21 protein-coding genes are annotated in these 25,301 nt (G+C 70.9%); 10 read left to right on the top strand and 11 right to left on the bottom strand.

Translation table 11 applies throughout. The features are described from left to right. Positions 1 to 50: 50 nt before the first annotated feature. A complete protein-coding gene (locus AB5J51_RS13540; RefSeq protein ID WP_136227422.1) occupies positions 51 to 1,151 on the top strand; it encodes a branched-chain amino acid aminotransferase in 1,101 nt (366 codons plus the stop codon). A 393-nt stretch (positions 1,152 to 1,544) separates the two neighbouring features. Further along, positions 1,545 to 1,979 (top strand): hypothetical protein, encoded by a 435-nt coding sequence (locus AB5J51_RS13535; RefSeq protein WP_053790985.1) that lies wholly within the window; start codon positions 1,545 to 1,547, stop codon positions 1,977 to 1,979. Positions 1,980 to 2,058: 79 nt separating this feature from the next. On the opposite strand, the gene AB5J51_RS13530 is transcribed toward AB5J51_RS13535, so the two are convergent. Continuing rightward, positions 2,059 to 3,501, bottom strand: coding sequence for a cytosine permease (locus tag AB5J51_RS13530; RefSeq protein WP_136227423.1), 1,443 nt, complete (start codon positions 3,499 to 3,501; stop codon positions 2,059 to 2,061). A 156-nt stretch (positions 3,502 to 3,657) separates the two neighbouring features. Here AB5J51_RS13530 and ureA point away from each other — a divergent pair, with 156 nt between their 5' ends. The 6 genes from ureA to AB5J51_RS13500 all read left to right on the top strand — a co-directional run bounded on the left by ureA (position 3,658) and on the right by AB5J51_RS13500 (position 11,224). Next, on the top strand, positions 3,658 to 4,383 hold the full coding sequence (gene ureA / locus AB5J51_RS13525) for an urease subunit gamma (protein WP_369777785.1): 726 nt from the start codon (positions 3,658 to 3,660) through the stop codon (positions 4,381 to 4,383). Continuing rightward, the gene (locus AB5J51_RS13520; protein ID WP_369777784.1) at positions 4,380 to 6,113 is read left to right on the top strand and encodes an urease subunit alpha; all 1,734 of its coding nucleotides are present in this window, start codon (positions 4,380 to 4,382) and stop codon (positions 6,111 to 6,113) included. Before ureA ends, AB5J51_RS13520 begins: the two co-directional genes overlap by 4 nt. Positions 6,114 to 6,167: 54 nt before the next feature. Continuing rightward, complete coding sequence (locus AB5J51_RS13515; RefSeq protein ID WP_053790988.1) at positions 6,168 to 7,214, top strand: agmatine/peptidylarginine deiminase; 1,047 nt, start codon at positions 6,168 to 6,170, stop codon at positions 7,212 to 7,214. Positions 7,215 to 7,243: 29 nt separating this feature from the next. Next, a complete protein-coding gene (locus AB5J51_RS13510) occupies positions 7,244 to 7,852 on the top strand; it encodes a TetR/AcrR family transcriptional regulator (RefSeq protein ID WP_053790989.1) in 609 nt (202 codons plus the stop codon). A gap of 295 nt (positions 7,853 to 8,147) precedes the next feature. Then, the gene (gene cimA / locus AB5J51_RS13505; RefSeq protein ID WP_133896790.1) at positions 8,148 to 9,770 is read left to right on the top strand and encodes a citramalate synthase; all 1,623 of its coding nucleotides are present in this window, start codon (positions 8,148 to 8,150) and stop codon (positions 9,768 to 9,770) included. A 107-nt stretch (positions 9,771 to 9,877) separates the two neighbouring features. Continuing rightward, a complete protein-coding gene (locus AB5J51_RS13500) occupies positions 9,878 to 11,224 on the top strand; it encodes a hypothetical protein (RefSeq protein ID WP_369777783.1) in 1,347 nt (448 codons plus the stop codon). Between the two features lie 34 nt (positions 11,225 to 11,258). Here AB5J51_RS13500 and AB5J51_RS13495 read toward each other — a convergent pair whose 3' ends face one another. After that, positions 11,259 to 11,870 (bottom strand): YceI family protein, encoded by a 612-nt coding sequence (locus AB5J51_RS13495; RefSeq protein ID WP_053790992.1) that lies wholly within the window; start codon positions 11,868 to 11,870, stop codon positions 11,259 to 11,261. A gap of 258 nt (positions 11,871 to 12,128) precedes the next feature. Here AB5J51_RS13495 and AB5J51_RS13490 point away from each other — a divergent pair, with 258 nt between their 5' ends. Together AB5J51_RS13490 and AB5J51_RS13485 are read left to right on the top strand one after the other, a co-directional pair. After that, the gene (locus AB5J51_RS13490) at positions 12,129 to 13,712 is read left to right on the top strand and encodes an acyl-CoA carboxylase subunit beta (RefSeq protein WP_053790993.1); all 1,584 of its coding nucleotides are present in this window, start codon (positions 12,129 to 12,131) and stop codon (positions 13,710 to 13,712) included. 23 nt (positions 13,713 to 13,735) lie between these two features. Beyond that, the gene (locus AB5J51_RS13485) at positions 13,736 to 13,939 is read left to right on the top strand and encodes an acyl-CoA carboxylase subunit epsilon (RefSeq protein WP_053790994.1); all 204 of its coding nucleotides are present in this window, start codon (positions 13,736 to 13,738) and stop codon (positions 13,937 to 13,939) included. Positions 13,940 to 14,015: 76 nt separating this feature from the next. On the opposite strand, the gene AB5J51_RS13480 is transcribed toward AB5J51_RS13485, so the two are convergent. From AB5J51_RS13480 to AB5J51_RS13440, 9 genes are all read right to left on the bottom strand, one after another. Beyond that, positions 14,016 to 14,243: a hypothetical protein gene (locus tag AB5J51_RS13480; RefSeq protein WP_369777782.1), complete on the bottom strand. Its 228-nt coding sequence runs from the start codon at positions 14,241 to 14,243 to the stop codon at positions 14,016 to 14,018. A 267-nt stretch (positions 14,244 to 14,510) separates the two neighbouring features. After that, positions 14,511 to 15,092: an ATP/GTP-binding protein gene (locus AB5J51_RS13475; RefSeq protein WP_037792108.1), complete on the bottom strand. Its 582-nt coding sequence runs from the start codon at positions 15,090 to 15,092 to the stop codon at positions 14,511 to 14,513. Then, positions 15,073 to 15,627 (bottom strand): DUF742 domain-containing protein, encoded by a 555-nt coding sequence (locus AB5J51_RS13470; protein WP_078987156.1) that lies wholly within the window; start codon positions 15,625 to 15,627, stop codon positions 15,073 to 15,075. The genes AB5J51_RS13475 and AB5J51_RS13470 overlap by 20 nt, the downstream gene beginning before the upstream one ends. Before the next feature lie 93 nt (positions 15,628 to 15,720). Next, positions 15,721 to 16,134, bottom strand: a complete 414-nt coding sequence (locus AB5J51_RS13465) for a roadblock/LC7 domain-containing protein (protein WP_008739857.1) — start codon at positions 16,132 to 16,134, stop codon at positions 15,721 to 15,723. A gap of 10 nt (positions 16,135 to 16,144) precedes the next feature. Further along, positions 16,145 to 19,342: a nitrate- and nitrite sensing domain-containing protein gene (locus AB5J51_RS13460; protein WP_053785224.1), complete on the bottom strand. Its 3,198-nt coding sequence runs from the start codon at positions 19,340 to 19,342 to the stop codon at positions 16,145 to 16,147. Between the two features lie 334 nt (positions 19,343 to 19,676). Next, positions 19,677 to 20,258, bottom strand: coding sequence for an ATP/GTP-binding protein (locus AB5J51_RS13455; RefSeq protein WP_048475966.1), 582 nt, complete (start codon positions 20,256 to 20,258; stop codon positions 19,677 to 19,679). Continuing rightward, the gene (locus AB5J51_RS13450) at positions 20,239 to 20,634 is read right to left on the bottom strand and encodes a DUF742 domain-containing protein (RefSeq protein WP_048475965.1); all 396 of its coding nucleotides are present in this window, start codon (positions 20,632 to 20,634) and stop codon (positions 20,239 to 20,241) included. Before AB5J51_RS13450 ends, AB5J51_RS13455 begins: the two co-directional genes overlap by 20 nt. A 151-nt stretch (positions 20,635 to 20,785) precedes the next feature. Beyond that, positions 20,786 to 21,199, bottom strand: coding sequence for a roadblock/LC7 domain-containing protein (locus tag AB5J51_RS13445; RefSeq protein ID WP_008739864.1), 414 nt, complete (start codon positions 21,197 to 21,199; stop codon positions 20,786 to 20,788). A gap of 9 nt (positions 21,200 to 21,208) precedes the next feature. Beyond that, on the bottom strand, positions 21,209 to 24,841 hold the full coding sequence (locus AB5J51_RS13440) for a nitrate- and nitrite sensing domain-containing protein (RefSeq protein ID WP_369777781.1): 3,633 nt from the start codon (positions 24,839 to 24,841) through the stop codon (positions 21,209 to 21,211). Positions 24,842 to 25,301 lie beyond the last annotated feature (460 nt).

The following is a 25,301-nucleotide window of genomic DNA, read 5'->3' as shown; positions in this document are numbered from 1 at the left end:
TACGCCGTGAGCGCGGTCCGCCATACACAACCGGTGAAGGACAAGCACTCATGACGACGCCCACGATCGAGCTCAAGCCCTCCTCGAACCCGCTGTCCGATGCGGAGCGCGAGGCGATCCTGGCCAGCCCCGGCTTCGGCCGCCACTTCACCGACCACATGGTGACGATCAAGTGGACCGAGGGCCGCGGCTGGCACGACGCCGAACTGGTCCCGTACGCGCCGCTGTCGATGGACCCGGCGAACATGACCCTGCACTACGCGCAGACGATCTTCGAGGGGCTCAAGGCCTACCGCCAGCCCGACGGCACCGTCGCCACGTTCCGCCCGCGGGCGAACGCCGAGCGCTTCCAGGCCTCCGCCCGCCGCATGGCGATGCCGGAGCTGCCGGCCGACCTCTTCATCGAGGCCTGCGACGCGCTCATCAAGCAGGACGCCGCCTGGGTGCCCTCCTCCGGCGAGGCCTCGCTGTACCTGCGGCCGTTCATGTTCGCGTCCGAGGTCGGCCTGGGCGTCCGCCCGGCCAACGAGTTCCTCTTCATGGTCATCGCCTCGCCCGCCGGTGCGTACTTCCCCGGTGGCGTCCAGCCCGTCTCCGTCTGGCTCTCCGAGGAGTACGTCCGTGCCGTCAAGGGCGGTACGGGCGCGGCCAAGACCGGCGGCAACTACGCGGCCTCCCTCGTGGCGCAGGCCCAGGCCGCCGAGCACGGCTGCGACCAGGTCGTGTGGCTCGACGCCGTCGAGCACCGCTGGATCGAGGAGATGGGCGGCATGAACCTGTACTTCGTGTACGGCCAGGAGGACGGAACGCAGCGCATCGTCACCCCGGAGCTGACCGGTTCGCTCCTGCCGGGCATCACCCGCGACTCCCTCCTCACCATCGCCCGCGACCTCGGCTACACCGCCGAGGAGGGACGTATCTCCACCGAGGACTGGAAGCGCGACAACGAGAACGGCACCCTGACCGAGGTGTTCGCCTGCGGCACCGCCGCCGTCATCACCCCGGTCGGCTCGGTCAAGTCCGAGCGCGCCAACTGGACCCAGGGCGACGGGCAGCCCGGCGAGGTCACCATGAAGCTCCGCAAGGCGCTGCTGGACCTCCAGACCGGCCGCACCGCCGACACCCACGGCTGGATGCACCCGCTCGGCTAGGTCCGCAGCGCATCCATCACGACGAGGTCCCGGCCGGGGAGGCCGGGGCCTCGTCGTGCGTCCGGGAACAGATCCGCCGGGTGGTGCGGGCAGGCCCCCGCCCCCGTCCGTGTCACCCGTACGGGGGTACGCCACCGCTGTTGCGTACCCTCCGCCTGCCGAGGGCGCGGGGGCCGCCGGGGCCCTTGCCCTCGGGTGTCGTGGCCCTGCCCGCCGCTCCGTGGGGCCGCACGGGTCCGGTCCCTTCGGAGATGCGGTGGACGTACCGGCGTGCGACGTTGATCGCGCCTGCCCATACGGCGCCGGACACCGGCTCCGGGCGGCACGGTACGCCCCCAGCGGCGTGAATCTCTCGTGCGTCGGCCGCCCTGGCCGGCGGGAAGGCGGATCCCCATGAAGCGGTTCGTTGCCTCCGGCCTGCTGTGCACGGCCGTGGTACTCGGCGCCTCGGCATGCTCCAGCGACGACGACACGACGCCGCAGGAGGCGGCCTCCTCGGCCAGCGCCGCGCTGTGCACCAACCTGGTCCAGTTGAAGTCGGACAACGCCGCGCTCAAGGCGTTGAATCCGGCCACGGCCACCAAGGACCAGTTGAAGTCGGCGTACGACGCCGTCCAGACCGACTGGAAGAACGTCAAGGAGAACACGTCGGCACTGAAGTCCGCCGAGAAGGACGCCGTCACGACGGCAGCGGAGAACCTCAAGAAGGCCTACGAGGACCTGCCGGGCGACACCACGGGCAAGGACGCGATCACCCAGCTCCAGCCGCAGATCCAGGCGCTGGACACCGCGGCCACCCAGGCGACGACCGCGAACAACTGCCGTTAGCGCGCGACGGCGACGGCCGCGCGGGCCCCGGGGGACCTCCCCCGGGGCCCGCGCGGCGCACCGGTCCCTGCGTCCGCCGTCAGTCGGCGGCCACCGCGAGCCTGTCGGCCGGTGCGGCCGGGTCCGCGGTCTCGGCCGCGGCGGGGGAGCGGCGGGCGGTCAGGGCCGTGTACACCAGGCCGCCGGCCAGGGCGGAGAGGACGAAGGAGCAGTCGACGCCGCCGGTGAGGGCGAGCAGCGGGCCCTCGTAGAAGGGGGTGGTCACGGCGAGCAGGCCGACTCCGGCGCCGACGGCCCAGGAGACCGTGGCGGCGACGTTCCAGCCGGCCCGGTACCAGTAGATCCCGCCCACCGAGCGGCGGTTGAAGACCTGGAGGGCATCGGCGTCGTACTGCCCGCGGCAGCGGACGTAGCCGATCAGGGTGATCACGGCCCACGGGGTGCCGATCGCGGTCAGCAGCAGGACGAACGAGGTCATCGCGGACTGCACGTTCCACTCGAAGGAACCGATGAAGACGAACCCGGTGGCGACGCCCGCCGCGACCAGCGTGGCCTTGGCCCGGGTCGCCCTCGGCACGATGGCGTCGAGGTCGAGGCCCATGGAGTAGAGCATCAGCCCGGCGTTGCCCACCGAGCCGGCCGCCGCGGCGGCCAGCAGCGGGAGCAGGTACCAGAAGGGCGCGGCCTCGACGAGGGGCCCGGCGTAGTCGGCGCCGGCCTTCGCGGCGAGCGCGGTGTAGGTGCCGAACAGCTGCGGGACCAGCAGGCCGACCAGCAGGCCGAGACAGGTGGCCCAGAACACCTTGCGGGAGCCGTGCTTGCGGGGGGAGATGTAGCGGGTGTAGTCGCCGAGCAGGGTGATGAAGGCGACGGGTCCGCTGAGTCCGGCGGCGACGGCGGCGAGCAGCCAGGTCGGCCAGAAGGAGCCGAGCAGGTACGCGGTCTCCGGCGGCGCGGCGGTGGTGAAGTCGGGGGCGTAGGCGTAGAGGCCGACGGCGAGCAGGACCACCATGCCGATGGAGAGGACCTTGCTCATGCGCAGCAGGAGCCGGTAGCCGAAGACGGCCCCGACGACGGTACAGGCGGCCAGTACGCCGTACATCGCGGCCCGCGTGGCACCCGTGTCGGGCAGGCCGACGAGCCGGGACAGGGTGCCGGCCATCACGTCACCGCCGATCCACAGGGTGAGGGCCGTGTAGCCCAGGGCGAGCAGCAGGCCGACCACCGAGCCGACGAGCCGGCCGCGGACGCCGAACTGGGCGCCGCTCGAGGTGGAGAGGTTGGTCGCCGTGCGCAGGGACACCAGCGCCAGCGGCGCGGTGAAGGCGATGCCGACGAGCGTGCCGGTCACGATGGCGGTGACCGAGGGCCACAGGCCCAGTCCGAAGGACGGGGGCAGCCAGCCGAACACGATCACGCCGAGGCAGAGGTTGGAGCCGAGCAGGATCGAGATCAGGTCACGGGGACCGCTCGTCCGCTCCTCCTCGGGGATGGTGTCGACTCCGCGCTGTTCGATGGGCATGGGGGGACTCCCTTGGCAGGGCGGGGGGTGGTTCGCATTTGTTTGAGCGACACTTAATGTGACCTAAGCCCAGGTCTGAGGTCAATGCTTCATTGCCGAGAAATGAAGAGTTAGAGTGATGCTCTAACCCATCGACTCAAAAGGTGGTGGATCGGCGTGCGGCTGACCCCTACGGAGCGCGACCGGCTGCTGCTGCGCAGCGCGGCGGAACTGGCCAGGGCCCGGCGGGCCCGCGGACTCAGGCTCAACGTCCCGGAGGCCACCGCGCTGATCGCGGACACGGTCTGCGAGGCCGCGCGCGACGGCAAGCGGCTGGCGGAGGCCATCGAGGAGGCCCGCAGCGTGCTGGGCCCGGACGACGTGCTGCCCGGCGTGGCCGACGTGGTCACCGAGGTGCACGTGGAGGCCGTGTTCGACGACGGGTCCCGCCTCGCGGTGGTCCCGGGCCCGGTCCGGGGCGCGGTGCCGCTCGGCGAGGACGCCCCCGGAGCGGTCGTACCCGGTCCCGGCGCCCCCCAGCCGGAGCCGGCGCTGCACGTGCACGTGCGCAACACGGCCTCCGTGCCGGTGAGCGTCACCTCCCACTTCCACTTCTTCGAGGCCAACCCCCGCCTCGACTTCGACCGCGCCGCGGCCTACGGCATGCGGCTGTGCGTGCCCGCGGGCTCGTCCGTACGGTTCGACCCGCACGGCGAGGCCGAGGTCGGACTCGTCCCCATCGGCGGCGCCCGCATCGCGATCGGCTTCGCCGGCCTGGTCGACGGCCCCCTGGACGCCCCCGGCGCCAAGGACGAGGCCCTGCGCCGCGCCGCGGCCTGCGGCTACCTCGGTACGGGGCTCGGTGACCCGGCGGACGACTCGGCGGACGGAGAGCAGGCGTGAGCAAGCAGACCAGGCACAGCGACCACTGTGCGCCGGGCAGCCGGCACATCGACCCCCACGAGTACGCCTCCGTCTTCGGCCCCCGCGCCGGCGACCGCGTCCGGCTCGGCGATTCCGGGCTCACCGTCCGGGTCGAGTACGACGCCCAGAAGCCGGGCGACGAGTTCCTGGCCGGGTTCGGCAAGACCGCCCGCGACGGACTGCACCTGAAGGCCGCGGCCGTCCGCGAGACCTGCGACGTCGTGATCAGCAACGTCCTGGTCATCGACGCCGTCCTCGGCATCCGCAAGGTCTCCGTGGGCATCCGCGAGGGCCGGATCCACGCGATCGGCCGGGCCGGCAACCCCGACACCCTCGACGGCGTGGACGTGGTCGTCGGCACGGGCACGAGCATCGTCTCCGGCGAGGGCCTGATCGCCACCGCCGGCGCCGTCGACACCCACGTCCACCTGCTGTCCCCGCGCGTCATGGAGGCCTCGCTCGCCGCGGGCGTCACCACGATCATCGGCCAGGAGTTCGGCCCGGTCTGGGGCGTCGGCGTCAACTCGCCGTGGGCGCTGAAGCACGCGTTCAACGCCTTCGACGCCTGGCCCGTCAACATCGGCTTCCTCGCCCGCGGTTCGTCCTCGGGCGCCGCCCCGCTGGTCGAGGCGCTGGCCGAGGGCGGTGCGTCCGGGTTCAAGGTCCACGAGGACATGGGCGCGCACACCCGCGCCCTGGACACCGCGCTGCGGGTGGCCGAGGAGCACGACGTCCAGGTCGCGCTGCACAGCGACGGCCTCAACGAGTGCCTGTCCGTCGAGGACACCCTGCGCGTGCTGGACGGCCGGACCATCCACGCCTTCCACATCGAGGGCTGCGGCGGCGGACACGTCCCCAACGTGCTCAAGATGGCCGGCGTGCCCAACGTCATCGGCTCCTCCACCAACCCCACCCTGCCCTTCGGCCGGGACGCCGTCGCCGAGCACTACGGCATGATCGTCTCCGTCCACGACCTCAAGCCCGATCTCCCGGGCGACGCCGCCATGGCCCGCGACCGGATCCGCGCGGGCACGATGGGCGCCGAGGACGTACTGCACGACCTGGGCGCGATCGGCATCACCTCCTCCGACGCCCAGGGCATGGGCCGCGCCGGCGAGACCATCCGCCGCACCTTCGCCATGGCCGCCAAAATGAAGGGCGAGCTCGGCCCGCTCGAAGGCGACGGCGAGGGCGACGACAACGCCCGCGTCCTGCGCTACATGGCCAAGCTGACCATCAACCCCGCCATCGCCCACGGCCTCGCCCACGAGATCGGCTCCATCGAGGTCGGCAAGCTCGCCGACATCGTGCTGTGGCGCCCCCAGTTCTTCGGCGCCAAGCCGCAGCTGGTTCTCAAGTCCGGCTTCCCCGCGTACGGGGTCACCGGCGACCCCAACGCGGCCACCGACACCTGCGAACCGCTGGTCCTCGGGCCGCAGTTCGGCTCGTACGGAGCCACCGCCGCCGACATCTCCGTCGCCTTCGTCTCGGCGGCCGCAGCGGCCCTCGGCAGCGACGAGATGCCGACCCGGCGCCGCCGGGTCGCCGTCCGCGGCACCCGCGGCATCGGCCCGGGGAACCTCCTCCTCAACTCCCGGGTGGGCGCGGTCGACGTGGACGCGCGCAGCGGGCTCGTCACGCTCGACGGCGACCCGCTGCGCTCCGAAGCGGCCGACTCGGTCTCCCTCAACCGCCTGTACTTCCTGTAACCGGCGCAGCTCGTAAACCGGCACAGCTTGTAAAGCCCGTAAGGACCCCCTGCCATGACTGCACAGCCCGCCAAGCCCGCCGCCCACGGATTCCGGATGCCCGCCGAGTGGATGCCCCACGAGCGCACCTGGATGGCCTGGCCCAGCCCCAACCCGACCTTCACCAACGAGCAGGAGCTCGCCGAGGCCCGCGAGGCCTGGGGCGCCGTCGCCCGCGCGGTCCGCTCGTACGAGCCCGTGACCCTGGTCGTCTCGCCCGGTGACGCGGAGAGCGCCCGCGCTGTCGTCGGCGACGACGTACAGCTGGTGGAGCGCGAGCTCGACGACGCCTGGATGCGCGACATCGGCCCGACCTTCGTCACCAACGGGGCGGGCGAGCTGGCCGCCGTGGACTGGACCTTCAACGGCTGGGGCGCCCAGGAGTGGGCCCGCTGGGAGCACGACTCCAAGGTCGCCCGGCACGTCTCCGACCTCGCCGGCACCCGTACCTACAGCACTCCCCTGGTCAACGAGGGCGGCGCCATCCACGTCGACGGCGAGGGCACCGTGCTCCTCACCGACACCGTGCAGCTCGGCGCCGGGCGCAACCCCGACTGGACCCGCCAGCAGGTGGAGGAAGAGATCCACGCCCACCTCGGCACCACCAAGGCGATCTGGCTCCCGTACGGCCTGGCCGGCGACTACGGCACCTACGGCACGCAGGGCCACGTCGACATCGTGGCCGCCTTCGCCCGCCCCGGCGTGGTGATGGTCCACACCCAGCCCGACCCGGCCCACCCGGACCACGAGCGCTGCAAGACCATCGCAGCCATCCTGCGCGCGTCCACCGACGCACAGGGCCGGCAGCTGGAGGTCGTGGAGATCCCGGCGCCGACGGTGCTGGAGGAGGACGGCGAGTGGGTGGACTACTCCTACATCAACCACTACCTGTGCAACGGCGGCGTCGTGCTGTGCTCCTTCGACGACCCGCGCGACGAGGAGGCCGCCGAGATCTTCCGCGGCCTGTTCCCCGAGCGGACCGTGACGCTGGTTGACGCACGTACGATTTTCGCCGGGGGTGGCGGTATCCACTGCATCACCCAGCAGCAGCCGAAGGTCTGACCCGAGGCGGATCGACGAAGGAGTGGCCCATGGCGGCGGGTGGAGTGCGCGCGGTGCGGAAGAACGCGCCGCCGCGCGAGGACGTACTCGTCGCCGCCATGGCCACGATCGCCGAGCGCGGCCTGGAGGGCCTGACCATGGCCGGGCTGGGCCGCCAGGTCGGCATGAGCAGCGGCCACCTCCTCTACTACTTCGGCAGCAAGGACGAGCTCCTGCTGCAGACGCTGGAGTGGAGCGAGGCGGCCCTGGGCGCGAAGCGGCGGGCCCTGCTGTCCCGCCGCGGCCCGGCGCGCGAGCGCCTGCAGGCGTACGTGGACCTGTACGTGCCCGAGGAGGCCCGGGACCCGCACTGGACCCTGTGGCTGGAGGTCTGGAACCGCTCGCAGAACGCCGGCCCGCAGGAACGCGAACGCCAGGCCGCCATCGAGGGCGCCTGGCACCGCGACCTGGTCGCCCTGCTCGCCGAGGGCATCTCCCGCGGGGAGTTCCGCCCCGTGGACCCCGACCGCTTCGGCGCCCGGCTGCGGGCCCTGCTCGACGGGTTCAGCATCCAGGTCGCCGTCGGCCTGCCCGGGATAGGGCGGGCGGACATCCTGGCCCACGTCTCGGAATTCCTCGACGAGGCTCTCGTATCGTGAGACGCGCCGCTCTTGCGGTGAGACGGTATGACACACTGCGGATGTGCCTGCTCAGCTCATGATTATGGACAGCAGCGCGCCGGTCCGCAGTGGCCGCTGAACCGTGGAAAACCTTCGCGGAAGCGGCCACCGTGCCTCAGACCCGCGCGCAGACCTCTCGCACCCGCGAGAGGTCTTTTCGTTTCCCGGCTCCATTCCTGCCGGGAACGCACTGCGCGGGATGATGGGGGCAGTGGCGGCGGCCTGCCCTGGGGCGGGTATCCGGAACCACTCATCCGACAGGAGTCAGATCAGCATGACGACGACAGAGGCGACAGCGCCGGCTCAGGGTCCCGACGATGGCTTCCACGTCTTCGACACCACCCTGCGCGACGGCGCCCAGCGTGAGGGCATCAACCTCACCGTCGCCGACAAGCTGACGATCGCGCGGCACCTGGACGACTTCGGAGTGGGCTTCATCGAGGGCGGCTGGCCGGGCGCCAATCCCCGCGACACCGAGTTCTTCGCCCGCGCCCGGGCCGAGATCGACTTCAAGCACGCCCAGCTGGTCGCCTTCGGCGCGACCCGGCGGGCGGGCGGCTCGGCCGCCGAGGACCCGCAGGTGCGGGCCCTGCTCGAGTCGGGGGCCCCGGTGATCACCCTGGTCGCCAAGTCCCACGACCGGCACGTCGAGCTCGCCCTGCGCACCACGCTGGACGAGAACCTGGAGATGGTCCGGGACACGGTCTCCCACCTGGTCGCCCAGGGCCGCCGCGTCTTCGTCGACTGCGAGCACTTCTTCGACGGCTACCGGGCCAACGCGGAGTACGCGAAGTCCGTCGTGCGCACCGCCCACGAGGCCGGTGCCGACGTCGTCATCCTCTGCGACACCAACGGCGGCATGCTGCCGGCCCAGGTCACGGCGACCGTCGCGACCGTACTCGCCGACACCGGGGCGCGCCTGGGCATCCACGCCCAGGACGACACCGGCTGCGCCGTCGCCAACACCCTGGCCGCCGTCGACGCCGGCGCCACGCACGTGCAGTGCACGGCGAACGGCTACGGCGAGCGGGTCGGCAACGCCAACCTCTTCCCCGTCGTGGCCGCGCTGGAGATCAAGTACGGGCGCCAGGTGCTGCCGGTCGGTGCGCTCGCCGAGATGACCCGCATCTCGCACGCCATCGCCGAGGTCGTGAACCTGACCCCTTCCACGCACCAGCCGTACGTCGGCGTCTCGGCCTTCGCGCACAAGGCGGGCCTGCACGCCTCGGCCATCAAGGTCGACCCGGACCTGTACCAGCACATCGACCCGGAGCGGGTCGGCAACACCATGCGGATGCTGGTCTCCGACATGGCCGGGCGCGCCTCCATCGAGCTCAAGGGCAAGGAGCTCGGCGTCGACCTCGGCGGGGACCGCGCGCTGGTCTCCCGGGTCGTCGAGCGGGTCAAGGAGCGGGAGCTCTCGGGCTACACGTACGAGGCCGCCGACGCCTCCTTCGAACTGCTGCTGCGTGCGGAGGTCGAGGGCCGCGCCCGCAAGTACTTCCGTACGGAGTCCTGGCGGGCCATCGTCGAGGACCGCCCGGACGGCACCCACGCCAACGAGGCCACGGTCAAGCTGTGGGCCAAGGGCGAGCGGATCGTCGCCACGGCGGAGGGCAACGGCCCGGTCAACGCCCTGGACCGGGCGCTGCGGGTCGCACTGGAGCGCTTCTACCCCCAGCTGGCCAAGTTCGAGCTGATCGACTACAAGGTCCGCATCCTGGAGGGCAAGCACGGCACGGAATCCACGACCCGCGTCCTGATCGCCACGACGGACGGCAGCCGCGAGTGGTCGACGGTGGGAGTGGCCCCCAACGTGATCGCCGCGTCCTGGCAGGCCCTGGAGGACGCCATCACCTACGGGCTCCTCCACGCCGGCGTGGAACCCGCCGAGTAGCCGAGCCGGACTCACCCCACCCCCCCTGCCCCAGGACGGGGGGCAGGGGGGGTGGGGTTTATGTCCAGCTCACACAGGAAAGTGGCGGTTCCGGTAGCGTCGGGGACATGAGGACCAGGCTGATACCCGTACGTTCCGGCCGGCTGCTGGCCGGTCTGCTGCTGGCCCTGTCCGCGACCGCCCTCGTGGCCGCCCCGCAGGCATCGGCGGCCACCGGACCCGCTGCCGTGGCGGAGGCCCTCAAGCAGGGCCCGGTCTACGTGGACCCCCGCGCCGAGGCGCAGCTGCCGAAGGCCCAGGCGGACGCACTGGCGAAGAAGATCAAGGACGCCGGGAAGCCGGTGTTCGTCGCCGTGCTGCCGGCCACCGCGGAGTTCCCCGCCGACAGCGTTCTGCGTACGGTCCGGGCCGAGACGGGCATCACCGGGCTCTACGCGATCCGGCTCGGCGACGGCTTCAACGCGGGCGCCGACCGGGCGGTCATGCCCACCAACGCCGTCCGCAACCTGACCGATGCCGTGAAGGCCGGCGGGCCCGTGGACGCGGGCACGCAGCTCAACAACTTCGTGGACCAGGCCCTGGCCCAGGCCAAGGGCGGAGCCCCGGCCTCCTGGGGCGACTCCGGCAGCGGCGGCGGGGTCCCGGTCGGCGGGCTGATCACGCTCGGCGCGGTGGCCGCGATCGGCGGCGGCGGTGCGTACGCGCTGGTGCGCCGCAACCGCAAGAAGAAGGAAGAGGCGGAGCGCGAGGCCATCGAGAAGCTGCGCGTGGTCGTCGACGAGGACATCACCGCGTTCGGCGAGGAACTCGACCGGCTGGACTTCCACCCCGGTGAGCCCGGCGCGGACGACGCCATGCGGGCGGACTACGAAAAGGGCCTCGACTCGTACGAGAAGGCCAAGGACGTCATGGCCTCGGTCCGGCACCCCGACGAGGTCAGGGGAGTCACCCAGGCCCTGGAGGACGGCCGGTTCGCGCTGGCGAGCCTCGACGCCCGCCGTGAGGGCAGGCCGTTGCCCGAGCGCCGTTCGCCCTGCTTCTTCGACCCGCGGCACGGGCCGAGTGCGCAGGACGCCGACTGGGCGCCGGCCGGCGGGGCGGCGCGTACCGTCCCCGTGTGTGCTGCGGACGCCGTCCGCCTGCGCGAGGGCAAGGACCCGATGGTCCGCACGGTCGACACCGAGTACGGGCCGCGCCCGTACTACGACGCGGGCCCGGCGTACGGCCCCTGGGCGGGCGGATACTTCGGCGGCGGCATCCTGCCCGGCCTGCTCGTGGGCACGCTGCTCGGCTCGATGATGTCGAGCCCCGCCTACGCCTCCGACATGGGCGGCTACGACGGCGGGGACTACTCCGGCGCCGACTTCAACTCCTCCGACTTCGGGGGAGGGGACTTCGGCGGCGGCGGTGGGTTCGACGGAGGCGGCGGCTTCGACGGTGGGGGCGGCTTCTAGGACCGCCCCCGGTCCCGGCGGTGAGTCAGGCGGGTCAGGCCTGCTTGATGGCCGAGATGTCGAAGGTCAGCTTCACCTTGTCGCTGACCATGACGCCGCCGGCCTCCAGCGCGGCGTTCCAGGTCAGGCCCCAGTCGGAGCGCAGGATCTCGGCGGAGCCCTCGAAGCCGACGCGCTCGTTGCCGTAGACGTCGGTGGCCGAGCCGTTGAACTCCAGGTCGATGGAGAGCGGGCGCGTCACGTCCTTGATCGTCAGCTCGCCGGTGATGCGGTACTTGTCGCCGCCGAGCTGGGCCGCCTCGGTGGAGCGGAAGGTCATCAGCGGGAAGGACTCCGTGTCGAAGAAGTCCCCGCTGCGCAGGTGGCCGTCGCGGTCGGCGATGCCGGTGTCCACGGAGGCGACCTTCACCTCGAGGGAGGCGGCGGAGCGGGCCGGGTCGCTGCCGTCCAGCTGCAGGGTGCCGGCGTAGTCGGCGAAGCTGCCGCGGACGTTGGTCACCATGGCGTGGCGGACGGTGAAGCCGATGCTGCTGTGGGCGGCGTCGATGACGTAGTCGCCGGTGAGGGCGGCCAGGGCCGGGTCCACCTCGAGGGTGGCGACGGCGGCGTTGGTGGTGTCCTGGCTGCGGCGGGTGAAGAGACCCATGATCTGCTCCTTGGGGGGATGCCCTGCTCGGTGTTGGTTGAACTTTCAACGAGAACGACGCTAGACCTATTCCGTTCAAATTTCAACATTCTGGGGTCGTGTCGCGCCGATTTGTGGACACTCCACAAAGGAGGGCGGTCCCGCCTGGTGGTGTCCGCGCATCACGTGGCGGTTCTGTCCGGGCCGGACAGCGGAACACACCCGAGACTGTGTGGAACCAACGGAGGTTTTTCTTCGACCGCTTCGTAAGGTCGATACATGACCGTTGTGGACCAGACTCCGAGCGAGCCGACGGACGCCCGCGGGCGCGTGGCCGAGCTGCACTCCCTGCGTGAGCAGGCGCGGCGTGGACCCAGTGACCGGGCGACCGAGGCGCAGCACGCCAAGGGCAAGCTGACCGCGCGCGAGCGCATCGCGCTGCTGCTCGACGAGGGTTCCTTCAAGGAGGTCGAGCAGCTGCGCCGCCACCGGGCGACCGGTTTCGGCCTCGAGAGCAAGAAGCCCTACACCGACGGTGTCATCACCGGCTGGGGCACGGTCGAGGGCCGCACGGTCTTCGTCTACGCGCACGACTTCCGCATCTTCGGCGGCGCCCTGGGCGAGGCCCACGCCACGAAGATCCACAAGATCATGGACATGGCCATCGCGGCCGGTGCTCCGCTGGTCTCCCTGAACGACGGCGCCGGCGCCCGCATCCAGGAGGGCGTCTCCGCGCTCGCCGGCTACGGCGGCATCTTCCAGCGCAACACCAGGGCCTCGGGTGTCATCCCGCAGATCTCGGTCATGCTGGGCCCGTGCGCCGGCGGCGCCGCGTACTCGCCGGCCCTGACGGACTTCGTGTTCATGGTCCGCGAGACCTCGCAGATGTTCATCACCGGCCCCGACGTCGTCCGTGCCGTCACCGGTGAGGAGATCTCCCAGAACGGCCTCGGCGGCGCCGATGTGCACGCAGAGACCTCCGGCGTCGCGCACTTCGCGTACGACGACGAGGAGACCTGCATCTCCGAGGTGCGCTACCTCATCTCGATGCTGCCCTCCAACAACCGGGAGAACCCGCCGGTCCACGAGACCTCCGACCCCGCCGACCGGCGCTCGGACGTCCTGCTGGACCTGGTACCCGCGGACGGCAACCGCCCGTACGACATGCTCAAGGTGATCGAGGAGCTCGTCGACGAAGGCGACGTCCTCGAGATCCACGAGCGCTGGGCCCGCAACATCATCTGCGCCCTGGCCCGGCTCGACGGCCAGGTCGTCGGCATCGTCGCCAACCAGCCCGGCCACCTCGCCGGCGTCCTGGACATCGAGGCCTCCGAGAAGGCCGCGCGCTTCGTCCAGATGTGCGACGCCTTCAACATCCCGATCATCACGCTGCTGGACGTCCCCGGCTTCCTGCCGGGCGTCGACCAGGAGCACGGCGGCATCATCCGCCACGGCGCCAAGCTCCTGTACGCGTACTGCAACGCCACGGTCCCGCGGATCTCGCTGATCCTGCGCAAGGCCTACGGCGGCGCGTACATCGTCATGGACTCCCAGTCCATCGGCGCGGACATCACGTACGCCTGGCCGACCAACGAGATTGCGGTCATGGGCGCCGAGGGCGCTGCGAACGTCATCTTCCGCAAGCAGATCGCGGAGGCCGAGGACCCCGAGGCGATGCGCGCGCGCATGGTCAAGGAGTACAAGGCCGAGCTGATGCACCCGTACTACGCCGCCGAACGCGGTCTCGTCGACGACGTCATCGACCCGGCGGAGACCCGCGAAACCCTGATCAGCGCACTGGCGATGCTCCGCAGCAAGCACGCCGACCTGCCGTCCCGCAAGCACGGCAACCCGCCGCAGTAACCAGCGAAGGAGACCTGCCACCCATGAGCAAGACCGCCGACACCCTGCTGCGCGTCGAGAAGGGCCACGCCGCCCCCGAGGAGCTGGCCGCGATCACCGCGATCCTGCTGGCCCGCGCCGCGGCCACCCCGCAGGCCCGCCCGGTGCACCGCACCGGCTCCCAGGCCCGCTGGCGCCGCCTGGAGCGCACCCCCGGCTTCCGCGCCCCGCACAGCTGGCAGGGCTAGTCCCGGTACGAAGCCCCCGTCCGTACGCCGTGTACGGACGGGGGCTTCGCCGTGCCCGGGCGGGTGTCGGTCCGGGTCACTCGGTCCGGTTCGGCGAGAAGCCGTACGAGAGATCCCCGCTGAAGGGGTCGACACCGCTGCCCCGGCGCAGGGTGGGGGTGGTGTTCTGGAGAACCCATCCCTGCTCGGTGTCGGGATCGAAGCTCTGCCCCTCGATGCCGACGTGCAACTGGTACACGCGGCCGGTGGTGGTGAGGACCTTGACGTAGGCGTCGTTGCCCTGGGCCTCGATCGAGACCCGCACGCCGTGCCGGCTGCACCGCCGTTGGGATAGCCGTGATGCCCGAGAGGTTCTGCCACGCCACCACCCCACCGGTGTCCGGCTCCTCGCCCTGCCCGACCTGCCGGCCACGGACATCCCATCACCTCGGAACTCGCCGCTCGCAGATCGGGTCGACGCGACGGTCCCACCACGGGCCGCGGGCCGGGGCGTGCCAGGCGCGGGCGAGGAAACACGGAACGCCGGGATCCCTGTGGAAGGGATCCCGGCGTTCGCGCCGGACGGGGAGGCCTACCGCAGTCGGGCCATGAGGGCGTGCTCGACGAGCGTGATGAGCGCGCTCTTGGCGTCCGCGCGGTGGCGGGCGTCGGTGGTGATGATCGGAGCGTCCGGGCCGATCTGCAGGGCCTCGCGGACTTCCTCCGGGGTGTACGGCTGGTGCCCGTCGAAGCCGTTGAGGGCGATGACGAAGGGCAGGCCGCTGTTCTCGAAGTAGTCGACCGCGGGGAAGCAGTCGGCGAGGCGGCGGGTGTCGACGAGGACGACGGCGCCGATGGCGCCGCGGACGAGGTCGTCCCACATGAACCAGAACCGGTCCTGACCGGGGGTACCGAAGAGGTACAGGATCAGGTCCTGGTCCAGGGTGATGCGGCCGAAGTCCATGGCGACCGTGGTGGTCGTCTTGTCCCCGGTGTGGGTCAGATCGTCGATGCCGGCGGACGCGGAGGTCATGACGGCTTCGGTGCGCAGCGGGTTGATCTCGGAGACCGCGCCGACGAACGTGGTCTTGCCCACGCCGAAGCCGCCCGCCACCACGATCTTCGCGGAGGTGGTGGAGCGAGCCGCTCCGCCGTTAGAGCTTGCGAAGTCCACTGAGCACCCTTTCGAGCAGTGTCACATCTGGCTGGCCACCGGCAGACTCGTCGCCGCCGGGCTGGTGAATGGCGACAAGGCCCGCCTCCGCCAGGTCGGCGACGAGGATGCGGGCGACACCAAGAGGAATGGAGAGAAGTGCCGAGATCTCCGCGACGGATTTGATCTCCTGGCACAGGCGGCAGATGCGCTGGTGCTCGGGCAACTGCCCTTGCAGCCGCGCGGGATCGGCCGTGGTACTGACCAGCGCCTCGATGGCGAGCTGGTAGCGCGGCCGGGTACGGCCGCCGGTCATTGCGTACGGGCGCACCAGCGGGTTGTGTGCCTTCGGGGCCTGCGGCGACCCACGGTGGGGCTGCTGCGGAGGCCGGTGAGGCGGCTGGGCCTGCTGGGGCTGTCCGTACGGCTGCTGGTAGGGGTTCTGCTCCGGCACGGGCCGGCTGGGAGCGGAGGGAAAGTTGAAGCGGTTCTGGTCGTGCTGCCCACCCTGCGGCTGCTGCGCGCCGCCATAAGGATGACCTCCGGGTGTTGTCACGTTTCCTCCTCCGACTCCAAGAACGCAGTACTCCCTGTGGAACCGCGCCACCGCACCCTATGGTGCGATGACGCGAAACGCACTGCCTGTTTGCTAGTTGAGAAGACTTCCCTGCAGCTCCGAGCGCAGTTCCGGGGTGAGGACACTGCCTGCCCGGTCCACAAGGAGGGCCATCTCATAGCCCACGAGGCCGATGTCGCACTCGGGGTGCGCGAGCACCGCGAGCGAGGATCCGTCCGAGACGGACATGAGGAAGAGGAATCCCCGGTCCATCTCGACGACGGTCTGGTTGACGGCGCCACCCTCGAAGATGCGGGAGGCTCCTGCGGTCAGCGACGTCAGACCGGAGGCCACGGCCGCCAGCTGATCGGCGCGGTCGCGCGGGAATCCGTCGGACATCGCCAGAAGAAGGCCGTCGGCGGAGACCACCACCGTGTGGGACACCCCAGGGGTGTTGTCCACGAAGTTGGTGATCAACCAGTTCAGGTTCTGTGCCGCCTGGCTCATCGGGCTCACACTAACGCTCCTGGTCATAGCTGTTACTTGACTGCTCAGAACCCGCGCTGCGTCCCTGCTGGACACCGCGCCGCAGATTGCTCAACCTGCCGCGGACGTCCTCCGGTGCGCGGGAGACCTGGGGGCCGCCCTGCGGGGTCGTCTCCGCCGCGCCCTCGACCAGGTTGGCCTTGGGCACGCGCCGAGGGAGTCCGGACGGGGTGACCCCGCCCGCCTTCGGCTCACGGAGTTTTGCGGCCTGCTGCCAGCGCTCGTCGTTGTTCGAGCGCCAGTCGTTGCTGCCTTCCTCGTCCCGCTCCGGGGCGGCGGGCTGCTGCTGTCGCGGCGGCCGCTGCTCGAAGAGGGATCCGGTGGACTCCGCTTCCTTCTGTGCCGGCTGCCACTGCTGCTGGCTGCCGCGGCGCGGCAGGCCCGCTCCGGTCACTTCGTGGCCGGTGTCGGCAGCGGCGCCCGGACGGTCGAAGCCTACGCGCTCCGGGGCGGGTTCGGGAGCGGCCTGGGGTTCCGATTCGGTCCCGTATCCCTGCTGGTAGCCGCCGGAGTAGGTGTTCTGCTCGGGCCACTCTGCCTGCTGGGACCGGGATCCGTAGCCGCCGTCGTACGCCTGGGCGCCCTGCTGCCGATCCTGGTAGCCGGCTTCCGGATAGGCGTAGTCCTGCTGCGGGTACGCCTCGTAGCCCTGCTGGGCCCCGTGGGCCTGCTGGGAGTCGTACGAGGTGTCGTAACCCTGCTCGGGCTGCTGCTCGTACTCCTGGTACTGCTGGTACCCGTGCTCCGGCTGCGGTTCCGCATACTCCTGCTCGGAGTACTCGGCCTGCTGTTCCTGCCCGTAGACCTGGGCCTCGAGCGCGGCTCTGCGCTCCTGCTGGGCCAGGGAGCGGCCGACCGGGTTGAGCCCGGGGGCGTCGCCCTGGGCGTCGGCCCCTCTGGCTTCGTACCTGGAGTCGTCGAAGCCGAGCTCGGCCGCCGTACGCATCGGGACGGCCTGCTGGGCCGACTGCTGAGGGATCATCGAGGACACCGTGAAGTCGTCGTCCGGGATCCCCTCGCCACCACCACCATGGGTGATCGCGTCGGGCAGCATGACCAGCGACGTGGTGCCGGCGGCCTCGCCCGAGGGGCGCAGCTGGACCCGGATGCTGTGGCGGTCCGCCAGCCGGCCGACCACGAACAGACCCATGCGCTGGGAGATCGCGGCGTCCACCGTCGGCGGGTTGGCCAGCTTGTGGTTGATGTCCGCGAAGTCCTCGGCGGTGAGGCCGATGCCCTTGTCGTGGATCTCGACCATGACGCGGCCGTCGGGCAGACGCGTGGCGTTGACGCGGACCTTGGTCTGCGGGGAGGAGAACGTGGTGGCGTTCTCCAGGAGCTCGGCGAGCAGGTGCACGAGGTCGGTCACGGCCTGGCCGTGGATCTCGGCCTCGGAGACGCCCGAGAGCTCGATGCGCTCGTACTGCTCCACCTCGGAGGAGGCGGCGCGCAGGACGTCGACGAGGGGGACCGGCTGGTCCCAGCGGCGGCCCGGCTCCTCACCCGCGAGGATGAGGAGGTTCTCGCCGTTGCGGCGCATACGGGTGGCCAGGTGGTCCAGGCGGAAGAGGTTCTCCAGCTGGTCCGGGTCGGCCTCGTTGTTCTCCAGGTCGGTGATGAGGGTCAGCTGGCCCTCGATCAGCGACTGGTTGCGCATCGAGAGGTTCGTGAAGATCGCGTTGACGTTCCCTCGCAGGAGCGCCTGCTCGGCGGCGAGCCGGACCGCTTCCCGGTGGACCTGGTCGAAGGCGCGGGCGACCTCGCCGATCTCGTCCTGGGAGTTGATCGGGATCGGTGCGACACGGGTGTCGACCTTGCCCGGGTCGGTGCGCGAGAGCTGGTCGACGAGCATCGGCAGGCGCTGCTCGGCGACGTCGAAGGCGGCGGAGCGCAGGCGGCGCATCGAGCGGCTCATCGAGCGGGCCATCAGGCCGGCCAGGATGAAGGCGGCGAGCAGGGCCACGACCACGACGGCGCCGGTCCAGATGGCGTCGTTGCGGGCCTCGTCGGAGACCGCGACGGAGTCGTTGACGGCCTTGGCGAGGAGGTCCTTCTCGATCTCGGCGTAGCCCTCGAACTTGGCGGTGGCCGCAGCCTGCCAGGCCTGGGGCGTGGTGCCGTTCGCGGCGAGCTTGTTCTTGTCGCCGCCGCCGGCTATCGCCTCGGTCATGCCGGTGAGCGCGGAACCGTTCACGATGGGCGGAGCCTTGAAGACGGTGCCGGCCTGCTCGGCCTGCTGCTTGGCGGCGGCGAGCTTGGCGGCACCCTCCTGCGACTTCTTGCCCATGACCTCCTTGAGGCGGGCCACGTCGTCCTCGGTGCCGGCCGCGACGTACTCGCCGATGGCGATTTCCTCGAGGTAGGCGTACGAGGAGAAGGCGACGAGCTGGGCCTTGCGGACCTGTTCGTTCTCGTTGGGCCGCACCAGCAGGTGGGTGCCGACCGAGCGCTGGAGCGAGTTGGCGGCCTTGGCCAGCTCGACCGCGTAGACCATGCGCCCGTAGCTGGTGACGTTGCCGGTGCCCAGGCCGAGTTCGTTGGAGAACGTCATGAGGTAGTGCTGGACCAGCACGTACCCCTCTTCGGTCGGGATCGGACCGTTCGCGCTGGGCGGGTTCTTCTTGTCCGTCTCCTGCGCGGTGTACGCCGTCTGACGGACGGCCGCGAGCTTGGGCTCCTCCTGGCGGAAGAGCTCGAGGCGGCGCGCCAGCCCCTGGTTCGCGTTCGAGGGCAGGTCCTTGGAGGCCTGGGCGAACCTCTCCTTGGCCAGGTCCGTGGCATCCCGGGCCTTCGCGACGACCGCGTTGTTGGCGTCGCCACGAAGGAGCGGTTCGGCCGTCAGGTCGCGCTCGTTGAGGAGGGCCTGGCCGTATTCGGCCGCCGCCTGGACGATGCGGGCCGTCTTCTCGGCGTCCTTGGCCTCGTTCCAGCTGTCTACGGAGCCCTTCACCTGGAAGCCGCCCATGACCAGTCCGACGAGGACGGGTACGAGCAGGATGGCGTTCAGCTTGGTCGGCACACGCCAGTTACGGGGTGCGAACCTGCTGGTGCTGCCGCTCTTCGCCGGTGGGTCCACGGGTACGTCGACGGGCGACGCGGCCGCGCGCTGCGGCGGGGTGAAGTTGCCGCGCGCGGGTTCATCCGCGGGGCTCGAGTTGCTTCGCCTCACTCGACCAACAACCTTCCGGCGGTGCTACTAGCTAGTTAGTTGAATTCCAGCACGGTTAACGGCCGTGTTCCAAACAGTTGGAATCAGCCATTCCAAGAGGCTTATGTCCCGCATAAATCGGACATAAAGAGCGAGCAGCAGCAAAAATGGAGTCATCCGTGCGCGCAGCGGCACCGGCCGACCGCACCCTGTGTCCAACTGGCGGCAATTCTCTGTCGAAACGTTATGAACCGAGAGAGCGGGCCGTGTCCTATGACACAGCCCGCCCCTCTCACGTTGTGAAGAACCCGTGGTACTTGAGTGGTGCCCCTTGAGCCGCGTGACTCGAATCGTGTTACTTGAGTCGGGCCATGAGGGCGTGCTCGACCAGCGTGATGAGCGCGCTCTTGGCGTCCGCCCGGTGGCGGGCGTCGGTGGTGATGATCGGAGCGTCCGGGCCGATCTGCAGGGCCTCGCGGACTTCCTCCGGGGTGTACGGCTGGTGTCCCTCGAAGCCATTGAGGGCCACGACGAACGGCAGCCCGCTGTTCTCGAAGTAGTCGACCGCGGGGAAGCAGTCGGCGAGGCGGCGGGTGTCGACGAGCACGATGGCACCGATGGCGCCGCGGACGAGGTCGTCCCACATGAACCAGAACCGGTCCTGACCGGGGGTACCGAAGAGGTACAGGATCAGGTCCTGGTCCAGGGTGATGCGGCCGAAGTCCATGGCGACCGTGGTGGTCGTCTTGTCCCCGGTGTGGGTCAGATCGTCGATGCCGGCGGACGCGGAGGTCATGACGGCTTCGGTGCGCAGCGGATTGATCTCCGAGACGGCCCCGACGAACGTGGTCTTGCCCACGCCGAACCCGCCCGCCACCACGATCTTCGCGGAGGTGGTGGAACGGGCGGTTCCGCCATTAGAGCTTGCGAAGTCCACTGAGCACCCTTTCGAGCAGCGTTACATCCGGCGTGCCGCCGGCCTCTCCATTACCCGGCTGGTGGATGGCCACCATTCCGGCCTCGGCCAGGTCGGCGACGAGGATCCGGGCGACACCGAGCGGCATCGACAGCAGTGCGGAGACCTCCGCGACCGACTTGACCTCGCGGCACAGCGTGCAGATGCGCTGGTGCTCGGGAAGCAGGCCGGACAGGTGCATCGGATCGGCCGTGGTGCTGACCAGCGCCTCTATGGCGAGCTGGTAGCGCGGCCGGGTCCGTCCGCCGGTCATCGCGTACGGGCGAACGAGCGGCTGGTCGCCTTCCGAGTACGACGAATCGCCGTACGAATCGGAGTAGGCGGGGGGCGGGGTCATTGATCCTCCGGGCTGGACAGCAGTGGTCAGCGTGCCGTCTGACGGGGCGGCCGGTGGGGGGACGGTATGACGGCCTGGCGGTGGTACTGGGTTCCGGGGCCGGAGCCCCGGTCTCCCGGCCGGAAGTACCGTCCGGCCGGGAGATGTGGCGTCAGATGAGCAGGCTTCCCTGCAGCTCCGCGCGCAGGTCCGGGGTGAGGACGCTGCCGGCGCGGTCCACGAGGAGGGCCATCTCGTAGCCGACGAGGCCGATGTCGCATTCGGGGTGTGCGAGTACGGCCAGCGAGGATCCGTCCGAGACGGACATGAGGAAGAGGAATCCCCGGTCCATCTCGACGACGGTCTGGTTGACGGCGCCACCCTCGAAGATGCGGGAGGCGCCTGCGGTCAGCGACGTCAGACCGGAGGCCACGGCCGCCAGCTGATCGGCGCGGTCCCGGGGAAAGCCTTCGGACATCGCCAGAAGGAGGCCGTCGGCGGAGACCACCACCGTGTGGGACACCCCGGGGGTGTTGTCCACGAAGTTGGTGATCAACCAGTTCAGGTTCTGTGCCGCCTGGCTCATCGAACTCAACTAACGCTCCTGCTGGTAAGTGGGGTCGATGTGGTAACTGCCGGTCGCCGGGCCGTTGTTGCCGGCCTGACGGCCCTGCTGGATACCCCGTCGGAGGTTGGTCAGACGGCCGCGGACGTCGTCCGGAGCTCGCGAGACCTGCGGGCCGCTCTGTGCGTCGGCCTGCTGCTGCGCGGTGCCGGCCACGAGGTTCGCCCGTGGTACTCGGCGGGGCAGCCCCGAGGTGGTGATGCCGCCGGCGGCGGGCTGGCGCACGCGCTCGGCCTGCCGCATCAGCTCGTCGTTCGGCGAGGACCGCCAGCTGACGGTCGGCGAGCTGCCGTTCGCCGCCTGGGCGGGCTCGGCCGCGGGCTCCTGGCCGCGCTGCGGCAGCGGCTGCTGCGGGCGCTGCTGGGGAGCCGGAGCCGGGGCGGACTGCTGCTGGGGTACGGCCGGCGCCTGACCGGAGGACTGCTGGCCCTCCTGGTGGAACCAGTTCGACTCCAGGGTGTCGAAGATCGGGCTGCGCTCGTTGCCGGTGCTCGGGGCCGGCGGCAGCGCCTCCGGCTGGGAGGCCTGCGGCAACTGCGGGGCCTGGGACTGCTGCTGGGCGTATCCGCCGACTCCGGGGCCGCCGGGCCGCGGGGCCTGGTAGTCCGGGCGGGCGAACTGGCCCGTGGTGGACGGGTCCGCCGGACCGTGCAGCTGCGGGCGCTCGAACTGCCCGGTGGTGCTGTTGCCGGCCGGCGGGCGCGGGGCGTTGAAGTCCGGACGGGGGAACTCCGCCGTCGAACCGGGGCCCGAGAGCTCGTCGTGGCCGCGCGGGACCTCCTGGCCGCCGCTGCGCGCCGGGTCGGCGCCCCAGCTGGTGGTCTGCGGGATCCCGGCGGGACCGCCGCCCGCGCCCGGAAGCTCCGGACGGTGGGCGCCACCGCGCGGCGGCAGCTGCGGACGGTTGCCGCGCGGAGCCGGGGCGGCGGGCGCCTGGGCCGAGGGGACCGGGCCCGTGGGGGCGGGCTGCTGCGGCGTCTGCGGCCGCTCGAAGCCGTTGCCCTGCGGGAACCCGGCCTGGCCGGAGGCCGTGGGCGCGGACATCGGACGCGACGGGGGAGCGCCGGCCGGACCGCGGCCCGGCAGCGGTGCACCGCCGCCGAAGGCACCCTGGCCCTGGCCGGTCGGAGCGCCCGGCATCCCGGACATGCCCGGACCGCCCTGCGGACGCCCGCCGGTGCCGCCCTGCTGCGGACGGGCACCGGGACCGCCCTGCGGACCGCCGTCGCGGCCCGGCAGCGCGGCACGCTGGCCGCCGCCGGAGACCTGGCCGCGCTGCGGGCCGGCGCCCACGGGCTGGCGTGCGCCGCCGCCGGGGACGGAACCCTGCGCGGAAGCACCCGGCATGCCCTGCGGGCCGCCGGAGCCCGGACCACCGGGAGCGCCCTGACCGCCCTGGCCCGGCATCGGACCCGGCTTCTTGCCGCCCTGGGCGACGTCCACCGGCAGCATGACGAGGGCCGTCGTACCGCCCGAGTCGGACGGGCGCAGCTGGATGCGGATGCCGTGTCGCAGGGACAGGCGGCCGACCACGAACAGGCCCATGCGGCGGGAGACGGAGACGTCCACGGTCGGCGGCGACGCGAGCCGCTCGTTGATCGCGGCGAGGTCCTCGGGGGAGAGGCCGATACCGGTGTCGTGGATCTCCACGAGCACGCGGCCGTCGGGCAGCGCGTGACCGGTGACCTTGACCTTGGTCTGCGGGGAGGAGAACGACGTGGCGTTCTCCAGCAGCTCGGCGAGCAGGTGCACGAGGTCGTTGACGACGCGGCCGGCGACATCGGTGCCGGGCACCGACGCCAGCTCGATGCGCTCGTACTGCTCCACCTCGGACGCCGCGGCACGGAGCACGTCGACGAGCGGGACGGGGCGGGTCCAGCGGCGGCCCGGCTCCTCGCCCGCGAGGACGAGGAGGTTTTCGCCGTTACGGCGCATACGGGTCGCGAGGTGGTCGAGCTTGAAGAGCGAGGACAGCTGGTCCGGGTCGGCCTCGCGCGACTCGAGCTCGGAGATGAGCGAGAGCTGGCGCTGGATGAGGCCCTGCGAACGGCGCGAGAGGTTGGTGAACATCGCGTTGACGTTGCCCCGGAGGAGGGCCTGCTCGGCGGCGAGGCGGACGGCCTCGCGGTGCACGTCGTCGAAGGCCGCGGCCACCTGGCCGATCTCGTCGCGGGTGTGCAGGCCGACCGACTCCACGGACGTGTCCACGTCCTGCGGGTCGGAGTCGGACAGCTGCTTGACGAGCTCGGGCAGTCGGTCCTGGGCGACCCGGGTCGCGGTGTCCTGCAGGCGGCGCAGCGAGCGGATCATCGACCGCGCCATGACGAAGGCACCGACGAGCGAGACACCGAGGACGAGGAGGATCAGGGCACCGTTGATGATGGCGTCCTGCTGCGAGGAGTTCTTGAGCTCGCGGGCCTTCTGCTCCATGTCCTCGAGCAGGGTGAGCTCGATCTGCTTCATCGCCTGGATCTTGGTGTCGTCCGCGTCGTACCAGTCCATCCAGGACCGGTACTGCGTCTCCTTGGCGAACTGACCCTGGGTCGACAGGACGCGGCGGGTGTAGTGGTCCGCCTTGCCGATCTCCGCGTTGCCGTCGCCGAGCACCGCGAGGAGTTCCTCGGGCTTGCCCTGGTAGACGAGTTCGAACGTCTTCTTCGCCTGGCTCTCGCCGCGGAGCGCGGCGAGGGCGTACAGGCGGTCGTTCTCGCTGAAGTTGTTGGTGGGCGCGCCGCTGTCGGGCAGCGAGGCGGCGATGACGGCACGCTGGATCGAGGCGTACTCCTTGGCGGAGGAGAAGGCCGCCAGGGCGCGCGTACGCTTGATCATCTCCGGGCTGGAGGTGGCCTGCGCCATGTCCTGGGAGAGCGAGAGCAGCGAGACGATCAGCGCGTTGTACTCGGTGACCGTCTGCTGGGCGCTGTTGCGGTACGCGTTCTTGCGGATTTCCTCGATGCCGGTGAGCTGGCGGCCGATCTGCAGGATGTTGTTGCGGATCGACTTGAGGGTCTCGTCCTTGTCCTCCGCGCCGTCGACCTTGTCGGTCGCGGCGGCGAAGGCCTTGGCGGCGGCGTCGGTCTGTTCGCGGACGCCCGTGACGAGGGTGTTGGGCTTGCCCGACTTGTCGGCCGACAGCGGACCGGCCGACCTGTCCCGCTCCTCCTGGAGCATGGCGGCCAGGTTGGTGGCCTGCCGGGTCATCGTCGTCAGCAGCTGCATGTGCTCCAGCTGGTCGATGTCGTTGAGCGAGTCGTTGATGCGGAAGCCACCGAGCGTGGTGGCGGCGACGACCGGCAGGGTCAGCAGCGACACGAGTCGCGTGCTGATGCGCCAGTTCTGCATGGCGAAGCGTGACCCGGGCCCGCTGGGGGCCTTCGGTATCGCCACGTCCTTGTCGGCCGGCTCTTCGCTCTTCGCCTTGCCCCGGGGCTTGAGGCGTGCCTTCCCCTTCACCGCGTTCACCGTGGCGGAGGAGTCGGAGCCTGCGCCTTCGACAGCCGGCCCGCGGTTCTGGGCGTGCTGGGGCGAGGAGCCACGGTCGGTCCCGCCGCGCGGCTCCTGCTCCGCCGCAGCGCTGCCATCCCTCTTGAATCGTCCCTGCACTAGCGTCGCAACCTCTGGACCAGGCGTCCCGCCGGGCGACCGGTGGGACGGTGTCGAGTCGTGGGGCTTTCGGCCCCATGGTGGTCGTCGGTGACCGGCGCGTCTCCCTCTCCTTGCCGCCGCGCGCGGCGCTGTGTCGCGCCACCTGCGCGCCGGCTGTTCCCGCGGCGGTCCCGCGAATTCCAGCACAGTGGCGGATCTCCAACAAGGTGCGCGTGTCAGCCCGGGGAGTCGGTGACGTTCCGTGACGGCTGCACTACGCGATGTGGTCCGCCTTTCGGGAGGAAACGGACTTACGCCATCCAAACGCGGCGGCTGGCAAGGTGTCCCAGTCGAGATGATCAGGAGCGGAATGGCTGATTCAGTGGCGCAATGTCCGTTTCGCCACCCTAAATTGACCGTCCGCTATGCCCGTATTGCCGGGTCACGGGTGAGCAAACTCACATAGCCGTGGCCATTA

Source organism: Streptomyces sp. R33, from assembly GCF_041200175.1.
Taxonomy (GTDB): domain Bacteria; phylum Actinomycetota; class Actinomycetes; order Streptomycetales; family Streptomycetaceae; genus Streptomyces; species Streptomyces katrae_B.
Note: the sequence above shows the minus strand (reverse complement) of the source record. Positions and strands in the feature narration are given on the sequence as shown.

Excerpts from the sequence above, each read along its gene's own strand:
- AB5J51_RS13540 (WP_136227422.1), top strand. The coding sequence starts at position 51 with ATGACGACGCCCACGATCGAGCTCAAGCCCTCCTCGAACCCGCTGTCC.
- AB5J51_RS13535 (WP_053790985.1), top strand. The coding sequence starts at position 1,545 with ATGAAGCGGTTCGTTGCCTCCGGCCTGCTGTGCACGGCCGTGGTACTC.
- AB5J51_RS13530 (WP_136227423.1), bottom strand. The coding sequence starts at position 3,501 with ATGCCCATCGAACAGCGCGGAGTCGACACCATCCCCGAGGAGGAGCGG.
- AB5J51_RS13515 (WP_053790988.1), top strand. The coding sequence starts at position 6,168 with ATGACTGCACAGCCCGCCAAGCCCGCCGCCCACGGATTCCGGATGCCC.
- AB5J51_RS13510 (WP_053790989.1), top strand. The coding sequence starts at position 7,244 with ATGGCGGCGGGTGGAGTGCGCGCGGTGCGGAAGAACGCGCCGCCGCGC.
- cimA (WP_133896790.1), top strand. The coding sequence starts at position 8,148 with ATGACGACGACAGAGGCGACAGCGCCGGCTCAGGGTCCCGACGATGGC.
- AB5J51_RS13500 (WP_369777783.1), top strand. The coding sequence starts at position 9,878 with ATGAGGACCAGGCTGATACCCGTACGTTCCGGCCGGCTGCTGGCCGGT.
- AB5J51_RS13495 (WP_053790992.1), bottom strand. The coding sequence starts at position 11,870 with ATGGGTCTCTTCACCCGCCGCAGCCAGGACACCACCAACGCCGCCGTC.
- AB5J51_RS13490 (WP_053790993.1), top strand. The coding sequence starts at position 12,129 with ATGACCGTTGTGGACCAGACTCCGAGCGAGCCGACGGACGCCCGCGGG.
- AB5J51_RS13485 (WP_053790994.1), top strand. The coding sequence starts at position 13,736 with ATGAGCAAGACCGCCGACACCCTGCTGCGCGTCGAGAAGGGCCACGCC.
- AB5J51_RS13465 (WP_008739857.1), bottom strand. The coding sequence starts at position 16,134 with ATGAGCCAGGCGGCACAGAACCTGAACTGGTTGATCACCAACTTCGTG.
- AB5J51_RS13450 (WP_048475965.1), bottom strand. The coding sequence starts at position 20,634 with ATGACCCCGCCCCCCGCCTACTCCGATTCGTACGGCGATTCGTCGTAC.
- AB5J51_RS13445 (WP_008739864.1), bottom strand. The coding sequence starts at position 21,199 with ATGAGCCAGGCGGCACAGAACCTGAACTGGTTGATCACCAACTTCGTG.